Origin of the sequence: Nonomuraea sp. NPDC023979 (assembly GCF_040639085.1) — a bacterium.
GTDB classification, from domain to species: Bacteria; Actinomycetota; Actinomycetes; order Streptosporangiales; family Streptosporangiaceae; genus Nonomuraea; species Nonomuraea ceibae.
Genome location: NZ_JBEZZG010000025.1, coordinates 102,072 through 117,147 on the forward strand (window position 1 = coordinate 102,072; position 15,076 = coordinate 117,147).

General features: G+C 74.6%; 7 protein-coding genes. 3 read left to right on the forward strand and 4 right to left on the reverse strand.

Annotated elements, in window-relative coordinates:
* Window positions 1–3 precede the first annotated feature (3 nt).
* On the reverse strand, window positions 4–2,133 hold the full coding sequence (locus AB0G11_RS33990; RefSeq protein WP_357590802.1) for a hypothetical protein: 2,130 nt from the start codon (window positions 2,131–2,133) through the stop codon (window positions 4–6).
* Window positions 2,134–2,263: 130 nt separating this feature from the next.
* Between AB0G11_RS33990 and AB0G11_RS33995 the strand changes: the two genes are divergently transcribed.
* From AB0G11_RS33995 to AB0G11_RS34005, 3 genes are all read left to right on the forward strand, one after another.
* Window positions 2,264–3,463 carry a hypothetical protein gene (locus tag AB0G11_RS33995; protein WP_308126077.1) on the forward strand — a complete coding sequence of 400 codons (1,200 nt, stop codon included), beginning with the start codon at window positions 2,264–2,266 and terminating at the stop codon, window positions 3,461–3,463.
* A 449-nt stretch (window positions 3,464–3,912) separates the two neighbouring features.
* A complete protein-coding gene (locus AB0G11_RS34000) occupies window positions 3,913–5,574 on the forward strand; it encodes a hypothetical protein (RefSeq protein ID WP_357590804.1) in 1,662 nt (553 codons plus the stop codon).
* A gap of 93 nt (window positions 5,575–5,667) precedes the next feature.
* Window positions 5,668–8,667, forward strand: a complete 3,000-nt coding sequence (locus AB0G11_RS34005; RefSeq protein ID WP_357590806.1) for a chromosome partitioning protein ParA — start codon at window positions 5,668–5,670, stop codon at window positions 8,665–8,667.
* A gap of 50 nt (window positions 8,668–8,717) precedes the next feature.
* On the opposite strand, the gene AB0G11_RS34010 is transcribed toward AB0G11_RS34005, so the two are convergent.
* The 3 genes from AB0G11_RS34010 to AB0G11_RS34020 all read right to left on the reverse strand — a co-directional run bounded on the left by AB0G11_RS34010 (window position 8,718) and on the right by AB0G11_RS34020 (window position 14,954).
* Window positions 8,718–10,004 (reverse strand): MFS transporter, encoded by a 1,287-nt coding sequence (locus AB0G11_RS34010; RefSeq protein WP_219519581.1) that lies wholly within the window; start codon window positions 10,002–10,004, stop codon window positions 8,718–8,720.
* Window positions 10,005–10,073: 69 nt separating this feature from the next.
* Entirely contained in the window at window positions 10,074–13,832 is a 3,759-nt protein-coding gene (locus AB0G11_RS34015; RefSeq protein ID WP_357590808.1) for an SMC family ATPase, read from the reverse strand.
* A complete protein-coding gene (locus AB0G11_RS34020; RefSeq protein WP_357590810.1) occupies window positions 13,833–14,954 on the reverse strand; it encodes an exonuclease SbcCD subunit D in 1,122 nt (373 codons plus the stop codon).
* Between the last annotated feature and the right edge of the window lie 122 nt (window positions 14,955–15,076).

Here is a 15,076-nt window from a genome sequence, read left to right on the forward strand (position 1 = left end):
TTCTCAGTCGGTGCACTCGTAGAGCGGGGCCGCCGGGAAGCCGCCGCGCGGCGTCTTCATCAGGGTGTCGCTGATGTAGCCGACGCCGCCGTTCCACTCGATCCTGTTCCAGATGTCGCTGGTCTCCCCGGACTGCTTCTCGCTGACCGACATGCCCTTGACCTGGCAGATCACGGTCAGGCTGAGGTACTTCCCCCGGTCGATCTGGCCGATCTGGCAGTTCCCTGTGGCACACGAATTGATCTTGGTGTTGGTCTCGTCGTTGTAGGCGTTCTGGTAGGCGTGCCTCGGGTAGGCCAGGTCCACCTCGGCGGTGACGGCCTCCTGGCTCTCCCCCGCCGCGTTCTTCGCCTTCAGCGTGAACGTGTGCTTCTGGTTGTTCTTCAGGCCCTCGACCCCGTACGAGGTGCCGCTGATGCCGTCCTTGTCCGCCGCGCCCGACAGCACGTACGTGACGTCCTGGCCGGCGTTCTCCGGGGCGCTCCAGCTCAGGTCGGCGCCCCGGTTCTTGGCCTTGGCGGCGAAGCCCGACGGCGGGCCAGGCGCCACGCACGGCTTGACCCCGGCGCTCGGGTCGGACGCGACCTCGCCGCCGGACCAGTGCGCGACGACGGTGAACGTGTACTCGCCCGCGCAGTCGCCCCCGGTGAACTCGAACCGGAACGGCCCGCCCGCGTCCACCTGCTGCGGCGTGACGCTGCCGTCGCCGCCGTCCACCTTCAGCGTGTAGCGCTCCACCTCGCCGCCCGCGGACGGGCTGAAACTGATGTCCACCCGGCCCGGCCCGGTCCTGGCGGTCACGGCCCCCGGCTTGCCGGGCGGCGTCGCGGACGGCGTGGGGGTCGGCGTGGGCGTCGCGACCGGCTTCCTGGTCCTCGTACGGGTCGGCTCCGGGTCCGGCTCGGCCTCCACCTCCTCCGTCCGGGTGGGACGCGGGTCCGGCTCGGACGTGGCGGGCTGCTCCTGCTCCTGGGTCTGCGTGGGCTCCGGCTTCGGCGTCTTGGGCCTGGGCGTGTTCGTCGGGCCCGGGACGTCGGAGTCGTCCTTGTCGATGTCGTGCTTGCGGCCTTCCGGGTCGATGACGATGGCCTTGTCGCCGTTCTCGTCATTGGCCCAGAGCAGCCCGTCCTTGACGAACACGTCCACCTCGCCGGGGCCCTGCGCCACCTGGAGGGTGGTGGGCCGGCCGCCGTCCGCGCTGTCCCAGACGATCAGGGCGCCGCTGCTGCGGTCCGGCACGTACACCTTGGAGCCGAGCACCTGCGGCACGCCGAGCGCGGCCGGGTCGGACGCCTCGAACCGGGTGGTGAGCACCGAGTTGGACGCGGTGTCGATCACCACGAGCAGCCCCGAGTCGCCCGCCGTCAGCACCGGCACCAGCGGGCCCTCGGTGCCGGCCGGGGTGAGCACGCCGCCCTCGGCCGCCTGCGCGACCTCCTTCGGCAACAGGATTTCGCCCACGCCGCCGTCGGCGCCGACGAGCGTGGCCGTGGCGGCGCGCGTATTGACGATCAGCGGGACCGAGCCCGCGATGGTGACGGCCAGCTCCTCGCCGGGCTCGCCGACCTTCACCGGCGTACGGGCCACGCCGCCGGACACCGGCACCACCTCGCCCTTGGCGGTGACGGGCACCCACAGCGTGCCGGCGCCGTCGATGCGGGCCGCGCCCAGCGGGCCGGGCAGCGCGAGCGGCGCGCCCACGGTGTTGAGAGTGAGCGGGTCGATCCGCTGGACCTCGCCCTTCGGGTTCACCGCGTAACCGGTGTCGCCCGACAGCGCGAGCTGCACGCCGGCCGCGCCGAAGTCGCGTGACTGCGTGACGGTGAGCTGGCTGGGCTCGATCCGGCTCACGTAGCCGGTGCGCTCGTCGACCAGCAGCACGTGCGAGCCGTCCTGGACAACCTTGAGCTGCTTGCCCGCCTTGTCGTCGAGATAGCCGTCGACCTCCCCCGAGAGGCCGTTGACGTGCACGATCTTGCCTCGCGCGGCGGTCCAGAGCCAGGCTCCGACGTCGGCCAGCTTCGGGTTGGCGCTCGACACGCCCACACCGAAGAACGCCGCCGCCCCAGCCAGGATGACCGCCGCCGCCCCCGCGATCAGAGCCGTCGCCCGATCGCCTCGGAGTACGCGCATGCGATTACTCACTCCGTCGTACTGATTACTGTGCGTTTGCCCCCGTATGTATCAGGGGTCACCCTAGCGTGCCCCGGTAGCACGCGCATGCGGGCAAGGAATGTCGGCGCGAGGCCGTACCTTAGTGCGCGTGCCAGAGCAGCCCCTGACCCTCGACTCCGCGCTCACCGACGAGGCAGTGCTGTCGACCTACCGCCGCATGTTCGCGGCCCTGGCCCGCGACAGCGGGGCCGTGGTCGACGACCCCGCGCTCGTCGACATCGCCGAGACGCTGTTCGCCGCGTTCGCCGAAGCCGGCGAGGAATGGCTCACGCACGACCAGATGCGCTTCGCCTGCCGCGCCCACCCGGCCGACCAGTTCGACAACCGGCTGCGCGTCCTCAAGGGGCTCGGCGCCATCCGCGAGGTCTTCCCCAAACCCAACCAGCTGCGCTACCGCGCGTCGTTCACCAGCGTCGTCGGGCTCATGTTCATCAGGCGCATGATGGACGACGGCGGCCAGTCGGAGATGCACCGGCTGCTCGCCCTCGAAGACCTCAACGTCGCCGACCCGCGCACCACCATGGAGGAAGCCCGGCAGAGCGCCGTCAACCTCGCCCGCGCCTTCCGCCTGTGGGCGCTGGAGCTGATCACGCTCACCACCGGCACCATCGAGGAGCTGCGCGAGCAGGCCCCCAAGCTGTGGGGCACCGAGGAGATCGCGCACCGCGCCCAGAGCCTCCACGGCACCATCCTCACCCGCTGGCCCGAGCTCGACCGCGTCTGCACCGACCTGCGCGCCGCCATCTACTCCTACAGCGACGCCTCCCGCCGCGCCGCCGGCCGGCTCGCCGACTCCGCCGGCACCACCCGCAACCTCACGCTCCTGCCCACCGAGACGTGGCGCACCTTCGCCCAGACGGCGTCCAGGGAGCGGCTCGCCGCCGTGCTCGACGGCTTCCTCTTCGACGCCCCCGCGCCCTGGCACGACCCCGCCGCCATCGCCCGCGCCGTCGACGAGGCCCCGCGCCCCGCCCCCGCCCAGCCCACTCCCCCGCGCTCCACCCTGCCCGACCCCGGCCCCGAAGGCTCGCTCGACTCCTCACCCACGGCCGCCGCCGAACGCCTGACCGCCCTGGCCGAGTCCCTGCTCGGCGGCGCCTCCCGGGTCGCGCTGGCCGACGTCATCGACTCCGACTGGCCCTCGGCCCGGCGCCTGCTGGCCGACCTGACGAGCATCGACCTGCGTCCCGAACTGCCCTACCGGCTGGCCTGGTCCGACGGCCTCACCATCGACCCGTCCCGCGAGCCCGCCTGGCTCTCCCACGGCCACCTGGAGCGCACCCCATGACCACCCCGCCCCGGCCCCCTGCCGACCACCCACCGTCGGACCCGCCCTCCCCGGCCGCGGACCGCACGCCTTCCGCGCCCACCGCCGCCGAGGCCCGCCCTTCCGCGTCCGGCCCGTCCCCAGCGGACGCGCGCCGTACGCCGCTCTCGCCTTCCCCCGAAGAGGCCGGCCCTCCGTCCACCGGCCCGTCCCCGTCGGACGCGCGCCCTCCGGCCTCCGGCCCGTCCCGGTCGGACGCGCGCCGTACGACGCCCGGATCGTCCTCCCCGGACGGAGGCCGTACGCTGTCCGGGCCCTCCTCCAAGGACGGCCGCCGCGCGCCGGCCGGATCGTTCCCTCGGGAGGGGCGCCGGGCTGGGGGCACGGCCTTGAAGGCAGCGTCGCAGGTGACAGCCGGTGCGGTGGCACACGCCCGGGCCAGGGTCGAGGGACCGCTGACGTTGGGCGCTATGGAGGCGGCCCCCGCCGGGATGACCCGGCTGACCAGGCCCGACTCCACCGGCCAGGCGCTCCCCGTATGGCCCGACGGGGTCACGCCGTCGCTGCTGGAGGAGCACCAGGTCCCGCCCATGCCCGTGGAGCGCTCCGGTGAGACCCGCCGCGTCCTCGCCGCCGTGCTCAAGTGCTGCTGGAGCGACCACACGACCGACCCGTGGCCGGGCGACCCGGCGCCGCTGGAGCGCGTGCTCGACACCTACCGCGCGCTGATCGGCCGCACCGACGACCTGATGCGCAACTGGGCGATCGGCGCGCTGCGCCGCCTGCACGACTCGGCCTGGGTGTCGATGTCCGACGGCATCGTCTCCCTGGGGCCACGCTGCGCCCTGTGGCCGGTGGAGTCCCACGCCGTCCTCCAGGAGCTGGTCCGCCGCATCCCCGAGCCGGAACGCCGGGCCCTCACGGTCGTAGCCGACGCCGACCTCGTCGCCGCCGCCCGCCCTGCGCCGCCGTCGATAGCGGTTCCGCAATCGACGGCCCCACCAGCGCGGACACCGTCCACCCCCGCCCCGGGTCACGCCGCCCCCGAAACGACCGAGCCCCACGACCCGCCCCCGCCCGGGCAGCCGGACGCGGTGCAGGACGGGCACCCCCCACAGGACCACCAGCCCGTACGGGACACACAACCGCAGGACGAGCACCCGGTCCAGGCCGACCGGGACGCGCAGGCCCCGCGGGCCGGGCAGTCCCCGCCGGTCGGGCGGGACGCTGAGCCTCCGCAGGCCGGACAACCCGCGCAGGACCCGCAGCCTCCGCAGGACGAGCAACCCGCGCAGGACGCCCAGCCCGTGCCCGACGCCCAGCCTGCGCAGGACGTGCGGCTTAGGGCGGAGGGCTCTCTGGTGGAGGGGGTTGCCGGGGCGGGGGGGCGGGTGGAGGCGGGGGTGGCCGAGTTCGGCGATCTGCTGGACGCCTATGACGAGCGGCGGCGGGCCGAGCTGGTGGCCGCGTTCATGGTGGTGGAGCATGCCGCCGAGCCTGTGCAGGAGGCGAGGTTCGCCGCTCTGCGCGACCCGGCGTTGCGCCACACCCTGGCGGCGATGCTGGCCCGGCGGGGTCGCGTGCTGGTCCAGCATCGTGAGCGCTGGATCTCGGGCTATGACGACGAGATCGCCGCGCTGCACCGCGCCCCCGCCGCGGAGCAGCCCGCCGACGCCGAGCCGTCGGAGCCGGGCGTGGACGGACGGCGGTCGGATCGGCCCGCGCACGCCGGAGGTGGCAGGAGCGGGGCCCAAGGGCCGGGGCAGGGGCTCGGGGAGAGTGAGCGGGCGGTGCTGACGCTGGTGCTGGTGCACTCGGTGGCGATCCCGCGCGCCGAGGGCCTGCTGCCGGAGGACTCGTGGCTGTCGCCGCACCCGACGCCGGTGGACGAGCTGCGCCGCCACACCCAGTTGCCGATCGGCGAGCTGGAGTCGGCGTTGCGGACGTTGCGGCACGCCGGGCTGCTGACGCAGGTGAAGGCCGGTGAGGAGGCGGGCGGTTACGTTCCTGGCCCGCAGTTCCACCGGCTCACCCCGGCGGCGCGGCGGCGGCTGCAGGAGGAGCTGATCCTGGCCGCGGGCCCCGACACCCCGCTGGCGGCGGCCGTACGGGCTCGGAGGACGGCCAGGTGACGAGCGGGACGGCCCGCCGGACGAGCGGGGCCGTGGGTCAGGACGCAGATCAGAACGCGGATCAGGACGCATGGAAGGTTACGGGGAGCTGAAGTGGCGCAGGTGGAGAACGTCGTCGGGGATCGCGTGCTGGTCGCTGTGCAAGCGGTCAACATCTCCCGCCTGTCGACCCATCCGGTGCCGACGGTGCCGGGAACGCTGATCGTGGTGGCGGGGGCGGGCCCGAAGGACTCCAACGGGGCGGGCAAGTCCTCGTTCATCGCCTCGATCACGGCGCTGCTGGGTGACGAGCAGTGGCGGTTCGCGTCGGGGGCGAAGGCGGTGTCGGAGCTGCTGTTCAACGCGGAGCTGGCCAGCGGGGCCGGGGCGCGGCAGTGGGCGAGCGCCGATCACGGCTACATCGTGGGCGTGTTCGGGCCGCCGGGGATGCGGGAGTTCGCGGCTCCGGCCGAGCCGGTGGCGGCGACGGGGGACGACGGGGAGCTGTTCGAGGTGCCGGACGACTCCAGCGGGCCGGTGACGGTCTGGTTGCGGGTCAACCAGGAGGCTCCGCATCTGGAGATCCGGTGGCGGGCCGGGGTGCATCTGGCCGCGGCGGCGTCGGAGGCGGAGCGGGTGGCGCGGGCCGACGAGCTGTGGGGTTCGCTGCCGCGGTCGGCGGGGCGGCGGGACGTGGTGGCGCGTGACCTGACGAAGGTGCTGTACGGCGACCGGGTGCGGTGCGTGTCGTTCCTGTCGACGAGCGTGCGCAGCAAGGTGGCGACGAACCTGCTGTCGCAGCCGCTGAACGAGATCTCGCCGGAGCGGGTGTTCGAGGCGATCGCGGCGCTGACGGGGCTGGACGCCGAGCTGGAGCAGGAGCGGGAGGCGCGGCGCGACGAGCACGCCAAGCGGGTGCGGGCGGTGCTGGCGGGTGAGCGGCTGGCGGAGTTCGAGGCGGAGTCGAAGGCGTTGCTGGCCACGTTCGACCGGCGCGACCAGGCGCGCGTACGGCTGGCCGAGGCGTTGCGGTGCTGGCGGGGTCGTCAGGCGCGCAAGCTCGCCGACGCCGCCGCGAAGGACGAGGCGCTGGCCGGTGAGCTGACGCGGCATCGGGCGGCCGGCGAGGCGGCGGCGGAGGCGATCGCGCTGGTGAAGGCGGAGATCGCGACGCTGAAGGACGACTCGCTGGACCGGGGCGTGACGGAGGCGCGCAGGGAGCTGGCGGCGTTGCAGGCGCGGGCGGCCAAGCTCGACGCCGACCGGGCCGTGGCGGAGAACTCGGCCGACGAGCTGCGCGGGATGATCCCGGCGCTGGAGGAGGCGCGGCGCTTCGCCGACGGGCGTGACGTGCCGGCGGCGGAGCGGGAGCTGGCGGCGGCGCGGCTGCGGCTGAACGAGGCGCTCAAGGCGCTGGGCGTGGCCGACCAGGAGGTGGCCTCGGCCCGGGCGGCGCTGGACGACGCCGAGGGCGGCCCGGCCGCCGCGCAGCTCGACGCGCTGGCGGCGGCGGGCGTGGGCGCGACGGGCCTGCTGGACGCGCTGGACGTGGCCGAGCAGGCCCGCGGCTCGCTGCGGGTGGACGAGCTGCGCGGCTGGCCGGGCGAGCACGCGGTGGTCGTCGACGCCGCCAAGCTGGGCGAGGCCGCCGAGGCGCTGTCCGGTCTGCCCGGTTCGGTGCTGGTCAGCGCCGCCGGGGTGAGCGTGGTGGGGGCGTTCGACGGGGTGGCGACGGGCCGGGAGGCGCGCATCAAGGCCGCCGGTCAGCGGCTGAACCGGGCGATGGACGTACAGGAGACGGCCGCGCAGGCGGTGCACGACGCGGAGGAGACGGTCGCGCAGGCGCAGCGGCGGCTCGACGGGGCGAAGGCCGGTGTGCGGCTCGGTGAGCTCGAAGGGCGGCTGGCGGAGCGGCGGGCCAGGCTGGGCGAGCTGACGGCGGCGCTGGAGGAGCTGACGCCGCAGGTCGCCGAGGCCGAGCGGCAGGCGTCCTCGCTCGACTTCCGGGCCCGCACCCGCGACATGGAGATCGAGCGGCTGGAGGGCAGGCGGCAGCGGCACGAGGCGGAGCGGGCGCAGGCCCGCGAGCAGGAGGCGCGGGTCGGCGGCGAGCGGGAGGCGCTGCGGCTCGACGCGCTGGCCGCCGAGTGGGGCGGCACCGTCGAGACGGCCGGCGAGTGGGTGCGGGCGCTGCCCGAGGAGGAGCGGGGCCGCACCGCCGACGAGTGGTGGCGGGCCGCGGAGCGGCAGTTCGACCAGGCGTTGCGTGACACGTTCCCGGAGGAGGACGCGGAGATCCCGGAGGAGCTGCGGTTCCTGCTGGACGAGCGGGGCGGCAGCACGGCGCGCGAGCAGGCGACGTTCGCGGCGGTGTGCGGTGCTTTGGCGTCCTATCTGCGGGGTCAGGAGGAGTACGAGAAGCACCAGCGGCGGCAGATCGAGGCACAGATCGTGTCCCGCCAGCGTGACCTGGCGGCGGCCGACAAGGGCGCGGAGGAGGCGGCGCAGTCGACGGCGGTGCACCGGGCGGCGCTGACGGCGGCGATCAAGGCGCGGTTGCAGCGGGTGGCGGAGGAGTTCGAGAAGCTCGACACCTCCTACGGCGGCTACGGCGCGACGCTGGAGTTCCCGGTGCCGCCCGCGCCGGCCGATCCGGAGCAGCGCTGGCAGTGGCGGGTGACGCCGAAGTGGCGGCGCGGCGAGGGGCAGGGCTTCGTCCCGTACAACCGGCGGGCCAACACCGCGCTCATGGACGAGAAGGCGGTCAAGCTGGTGTGCGCGGCGGCGATCGCCTCCTCCGGCGGCGGCCACCTATGCCTGGTGCTCGACGAGCTGGGCCGCAACCTGGGCAAGGAGCATCGCCGGGAGGCGGTGGCGCTGTTCCGGCGGATCGGCGAGACGTACGGGATCACGGTGATCGGCGCGCTGCAGGACGACATGGAGCCGTACGCGATCGACGCCTGCGGCCAGTACATCAAGCTGCGGCGCTCGTCCGACGCGATGCCGTACAACGAGCCGCCGGTGATCGTCGGCCACGACGAGCACGCCGAGCGGGTGCGGGCGCTGGCCGCCTACGTGGAGCGGCCGGCCCAGCCGGTCGGCGGGCCGGTGTAGCGGCCCGCGACCGGGTCTCCCGGGGTCTACGCGACCGGGTCTCCCGGGGTCTACAGGGTCTCGTCGCCGGTCTCGGGCAGGGCGATCAGGCAGAGCAGGCTAAGCACGGCCATCGCCGAGACGTACACGCCGACGCCGAACACGCCGACGCCGCTCGCCTGCATGCTGGTCGCCACCAGCGGCGGCACCGCGCCGCCGAGCACGCCGCCCAGGCTGTAGGCGACCGAGGCGCCGCTGTAGCGGAACTCGGTGCGGAACAGCTCCGGCAGGTAGGCGCCCATCGGCCCGAACACCAGGCCCATGAGCGCCAGCGCGCCCGCCAGCGCCACGCCGACGAGCGGCACCGACCGGGTCTCCATCAGCGGGAACATCACCAGCCCCCACGCGATCGCCACGGACGTGCCGGTGATGAGCGTGCGGCGGCGGCCGAGCCGGTCCGACACGATCGACGACACCACGGTGCCCGCCGCCATGAACACCACGCCGATCATCGTCAGCGCCAGCATGGTCGTGCGCGGGATCTCCAGCGTGCCGGTGCCGTACGCCAGGCAGTAGGTGGTGGCCGTGTAGAACAGCGTGTACGCGATCACCATCGCGCCGGCGCCGAGCAGGACGCGCCGCCACTGGTGGCGCATGAGGCCGGCGAACGGCACCTTGGCGATCCGCCGTTCGTCCATCGCCGCCTGGAAGACCGGCGTCTCGGAGATCTTCAGCCGCACGTACAGCCCGACGACCACGAGCAGCAGGCTCGCCACGAACGGCACCCGCCACCCCCACGAGCCGAACTGCTCGTCGGTGAGCGTCGCGCCGAGGATCAGGAACAGGCCGTTGGCCGCGATGAACCCGACCGACGGCCCGAGCTGCGGGAACATCGCGTACAGGCCGCGCTTGCCGGGCGGCGCGTGCTCGGTGGCCAGCAGCGCCGCGCCGCCCCACTCGCCGCCGAGCCCGATGCCCTGCGTGAACCGCAGCAGCACCAGCAGCACCGGCGCGGCGACGCCGATGGCCGTGTAGCCGGGCAGCAGCCCGATGACGATCGTGGACAGCCCCATGACCAGCAGCGACACGACCAGCATGGACTTGCGCCCGATCCGGTCGCCCCAGTGCCCGAACAGCGCCGACCCGAGCGGCCGGGAGATGAACGCCACCGCGAACGTCGAGAACGCGGCCAGGCTCCCGGCCAGCGGATCCATCTCGGGGAAGAACGCGGTGTTCAGCACCAGCGCCGCCGCCGTGCCGTAGATGTAGAAGTCGTAGAACTCGATGGCGGTGCCGGCCAGGCTGGCGGCCGCGATCCGGGTCCGGCTGGGGGCCTCACTTCGGGGGGATTGCGTCATGTACGTCTCACTATGTGGTCTTACATCTTGTGAAGTGGTACGTGAACGCTACCACCTGCTGATTCGTGACTATCCCCCCACGACGGACAGCGTCGAACCGGTGCGGGTCTTGGCGACCCTGAGCTGAGCGGGGATGCGGGTGCGCAGCTCGGCCACATGGCTGATGATGCCGACCGCCCGGCCGCCGTCCCGCAGCCCGTCGAGGATGTCGAGCACGCCGTCGAGCGTGTCCTCGTCCAGGGTGCCGAACCCCTCGTCGACGAAGAGCGTGCCGATCTCCGCGCCGCCCGCCTCTGCGGTCACCACGTCCGCGAGCCCCAGCGCCAGCGCCAGCGAGGTGATGAAGCTCTCGCCGCCCGACAGCGTCGCCGGGTCACGCTCCACCCCGGTCCACCCGTCGTACACCCGCAGCCCCAGCCCACCGCCCGAGCGCGCCCGCGACCCCGCGGTCTTCGCCAGGTCGTGGCGCAGCAGGTAGCGGCCGCCGGACATGTGGTCGAGCCGCTCGTTCGCCGCGTCGGCCACCTGCCGCAGCCGCTCACCCAGCACGTAGGAGGACAGGCTCATGCTCCACTGGTTGTCGCTGGACGTGCCGATGGCCAGCGACGCCATCCGCTCGGCCAGCCGGTGCCGGTCGGCCGCCGGCCGCCACCGCGCCACGCAGCCCTCCAGCTCCGCCTTCAGCTCCCGCAGCCGCGCGTGCCTGGCCCCGGCGCGGTCCCGGGCCGATGCCAGCTCCGTGTGGACGCGCTCCGCCTCGTCCCGCGCCGCCGCCAGCCCCGCCAGGTCCGGCGCCGGCCGCGCCGCCGCGGCCACCAGCTCCGGGTCCTCCAGCGTGCTCGTCACCGCGGCGTGCTCCGCGTCGAGCCGGCGCAGCGTCTCGGCCTTCTCCTCGCGCTCGGCGGCGCCGCGCGCCGCCGCCTCCGCGTCCGCCGCGTCCGCGAACCCCGCCTCGCGCGCCGCCTCCTCCGCCGCCTCGGCCGCCCGGGACCGCTCCCCCTCCGCCACGGCCGCCGCCCGCGTCGCCTCCCACCCCTCCCGCAGCAGCTCCGCCTCGTCGTTCAGCCTCGACAGGCGGGCGGTGATCGTCTCGTCGCCGCCGCGCGCCTCGTCCAGCCGCGCCGCCAGCCTGGCCGCGTCGGCGCTCAGCTCCTCCTGCCGTGTCCGGCCGGCCGCCAGCCTCGCGGCCACCCGCCGGGCGTCCTCCTGCAACGCCTCCCGCTCCCGCGCCAGCCCGGCCACCGCCCCGGCCAGCTCCCCCTCCCGCGCAGCGGCCGCCCGCAGCCGCCCCAACTCCGCCTGGGCCCACTCCAACACCCGCACGGCATCGAGCTCGACCCCTTCGAACGCTTCCGCTTCCGCTTCCGCTTCTGCTTCTGCTTCTGCTTCTGCTTCCGAGGAGAGCGTCGGCGAATCGACCGCTTCGTACGCCTCGGCTTCCGTAGAGGGCGCGGCCCCTTCGTGCGCCTCCGCTTCCGAAGAAGGCACGGTGAGCCCGTCGTGGGTGTCGGTCGCCGTCGTTTCGGTGGGGATGGGCGCGGGGGGTTCGAGGGGTGGGTGGATGGTGGCCAGGCGGGTGCGGAGGCGGGTGCGTTCGGCGTGCAGGTGGGTGGTGTGGGAGCGGTGCGCCGCCAGGGCCTCGCCGATCTCCCGGGCCCGGTCCCTGACCGTGTCGCGTTCGGCCTCGATGCGTTCCAGCTCGGCGGCCAGCGCGGGCTCGCGGTCGGCGATCGCGTGCAGGCGGGCCAGCTCGTCCTCGGCCCGTGCCGCCGCGGCCTCCGCCTCGGCGGCGTCGAGCCCGCCGGTGGCGTCCTCGGCGTCGGCCAGGCGGGACTCCAGCGACGCCAGCGTCCGCTCGGCCGCCTCCCGGTCGGCGAGCGCCGCCTCGTGCTCGCGTTCGGCGGCCAGCTCGTCGTCCGGCGAGGGGGCGGCCTCCGTGGGGGACGCCGGATGCGGGTGATGGTCGGAGCCGCACACGGCGCACGGCAGCCCGTCGGACAGGTCACGGGCCAGCTCGGCCGCCATGCCCTCGATGCGCGCCTGCCGGATGTCGAGCCATCGTTCGCGCAGCCCCTGGGCCCGGTCGACCAGCGTCTGGTGGTGCGCCGACGCCGACTCCAGCTCCGCCGCGAGTGCGTCACGCCGCCGGGCCGCCGCCAGCGCCGCCCTCGCCGCGTCGAGCGCCGCCGAGGCCGCCGGGATCGCCGCCGCCTCGGCCCGTACGCCGTCGAGCCTCGCGGCGGCCTCGGCGACCCGGGCGGGCAGCTCCGCCTCGGCGGCGGCCACCTCGGCCTCCCGCTCGGCCAGGTCGTCGAGCTCCGCCGCCGCGCGGGCCAGCTTGCCGTCGACCTCGATCAGGTCGGCGGCGGCATCCCGTACGGCCTCCACGGCGGGGATCCGGGCGGCGTCGGCGCGGGCGCGGGCGAGCTGCGTCTCGGCCTGCTGAAGGAGGTGCGGCAGCTCGGCCAGGCGGGCGATGGTGGCCTCGTCGTCGCGTTCGAGGGTGGCCAGCTCGGTTTCGACCCTGCCCAGGTCACGGCGTACGACCAGCAGGCGGGCCTCTTCGGTGAGCAGCTCCGACAGGCGGGCGCTCTCGGCCCGCCGCTGCCTCTCCAGCCCGGCAAGCCACTCGACCTGCGGCCCGGCGACAGCATGGCTGCCCGCAGCGGGGGTTGCGCTCGGGGGTGGGAGGAGCGGGTGGGCGCGGGTCAGGGCGTCGGCGGCCAGGGTGGCGGCCTTGGTGGCGGCCTCCGCGCGGTGCCGGGCGGCGGTGATCAGGGGGACGACGCGGTCGGCGCGGGCGGCGTCGTCGAGGATCGCCTGGAGCTCGGCGCGTTCCTCGGCGCGTTCGTCCAGGGTGCGGCGCAGGGTGAGGGCTTCGGCGTGGCGGCGTTGCCGGGCGGCGAGGGCGGACGCCTCCTCGAAGCGCGCGCCCGCGGAACGCCATGCCCGTTCGGCCTCGGCATGCCGTTCGGCGGTGGTCAGCACGGCGGCCTGGGCGGCGGCCAGCAGCGCCCCGGCCCACTCGACCGGATCGTCCTCGGGTCCGGGCAGCGCCGTCTCCCGGCCCGCGTCCTCCGGGGACGCCCCGGAGTGGCCGCCGGTGGAGGAGGCGAGCTGGGCCGCATGGTCCTCGGTGGACGGCGAGGGGAGGGCCAGGTCGGTGGCGGCCTCGGCGAGGCGTTGGACGGCGTAGTCGACCTGCCGGCGCAGGTCCTGCTGGTCGCGCCAGGCGCGTTTGCGGTGGTCGGCCAGCCAGGTCTCGGCCTGGGTGAAGGTCTTGACGGTGAAGAGGCGGCCGAGGAGCTTGTGGCGGTCGTCGCCGGAGGCGCGCAGGAAGCGGGCGAAGTCGCCCTGCGGCAGCATGGCCACCTGGCAGAACTGGTCGGCGTTCATGCCGAGCAGCCCGCCGACGAGGTCGCCGGCCTCGTCGGCGCGGGTGGTGAGGCCGTGCCAGGCGGCGCCGGTGCGTTCCTCGACGATGACCTTGGCCTTCTCCTCGGTGTGGCCGGTGCCGCGCAGCTTGGGGCGCTGCCAGGAGGGCGAGCGCCGGATGCGCAGGAGCCGGCCGCGGAGCGTGACCTCCAGGGTGACCGAGGGCCCGGTGCCGGCGGGGGCGTGGTCGCAGCGGAGGCTGCGGGCGCTGTTGCGCTGGCCGGGGACCTGCCCGTAGAGGGCGAAGCAGAGCGCGTCGAGGACGGTGGTCTTGCCCGCGCCCGTGGGCCCGTGGATGAGGAAGAGGCCGGACTCCGCGAGGGAGTCGAAGTCGACGGTCTCGGACCCGGGGAAGGAGCCGAACGCCGTCAGCGAGAGCCGGTGCGGCCGCATCTACGCCATCGTCTCCTTTGCCCGGGATGCCTCGATCGCCTGTCTTAGCAGCTGTTCCTCGTCGGGTGCGGCAGGCTCGCCGCGTACTTCCCTGACGAAGTCGAGCGCGACCTCCGCCTCGGGCCGGCCGCTGAGGCGCACGGGGGCGGGGGCGGCGCGGTCGCCTTCGGGGTCGAAGGACAGGGCGAGCGTGTGGGGGAAGCGGGCGCGCAGCCGGTCCATGGCGGAGCGGGGACGTACGGGGTCGGTGAGGACGACCTGCAGCCAGTGGTCCTCGCGGTCGGCGTGACGCGGGGAGGTGAGCAGGTCGTCGAGGCGCCCGCGCAGCACGGAGACGGGCCGGGGCACGGGGGCGGGCACGAAGTCGGCGCCGGTGAAGCCGCCGTCCTCGAACGTGACCAGCCACATGCCCTTGACCTGGCCGGCCTCGGAGAAGGAGTAGGCGATAGGGGAGCCGGAGTAGCGGACCGTCTCCGACATGCGCTGGCGGCCGTGCAGGTGGCCGAGCGCGACATAGCCGACGCCGTCGAACGCGGTCAGCGGCACCTGCGCGACGCCGCCCACGCTGATGTCGCGCTCGCTGTCGCTGGCCTGCCCGCCGGTGACGAAGGCGTGGGCGAGGACGACGGAGTGGCGGCGGCGGGCGGCGTCGGCGCGCACCCGGTCCATGGCGTGGGTGATCGCGGCGGTGTGGCCGCGCGAGGCCAGCTCCCACGGCCCGCGCACCAGCTCGGGCTCCAGGTAGGGGATGCCGTAGAAGGCCACGTCGCCGACGATGACCGGCTCCCAGGCCCGGTCGGGGTCGGTGCGCAGGTGGACGCCCGAGGCGTCGAACAGCGAGGCGCCGAACCCGAGCCGCCGCGCCGAGTCGTGGTTGCCGCTGATGAGGATCGTCCTGGCCCCGGCGTCGCGCAGCCGGCCGAGCGCCTCGTTGCACAGCGACACGGCGTCGACGGGCGGCAGCGCCCGGTCGTAGACGTCGCCCGCGACGGCGACCACGTCGACCTCCTCGGCGCGCACCGTCTCGACCAGGTGGTCGACGAACGCCGCCTGCCCGGACAGCAGGCTCTCGCGGTGGAACGAGCGCCCCAGGTGCCAGTCGGAGGTGTGCAGGATCCGCATTCCCAGGAAGCTAACAGGCCCCACCGACACATGTGGCCACACCGGCTGGGAGTAGGCTGGAAGATCAGCGGGCAAACCAACGCACATGGGGAGGCCGATGCGGACTGGCCGTGGCACTTTGA

What these genes read in the sequence shown, in the direction of transcription:
- AB0G11_RS33990 (WP_357590802.1), bottom strand. Translation starts at nt 2,133, where the DNA reads ATGCGCGTACTCCGAGGCGATCGGGCGACGGCTCTGATCGCGGGGGCG.
- AB0G11_RS34000 (WP_357590804.1), top strand. Translation starts at nt 3,913, where the DNA reads ATGGAGGCGGCCCCCGCCGGGATGACCCGGCTGACCAGGCCCGACTCC.
- AB0G11_RS34010 (WP_219519581.1), bottom strand. Translation starts at nt 10,004, where the DNA reads ATGACGCAATCCCCCCGAAGTGAGGCCCCCAGCCGGACCCGGATCGCG.
- AB0G11_RS34015 (WP_357590808.1), bottom strand. Translation starts at nt 13,832, where the DNA reads ATGCGGCCGCACCGGCTCTCGCTGACGGCGTTCGGCTCCTTCCCCGGG.
- AB0G11_RS34020 (WP_357590810.1), bottom strand. Translation starts at nt 14,954, where the DNA reads ATGCGGATCCTGCACACCTCCGACTGGCACCTGGGGCGCTCGTTCCAC.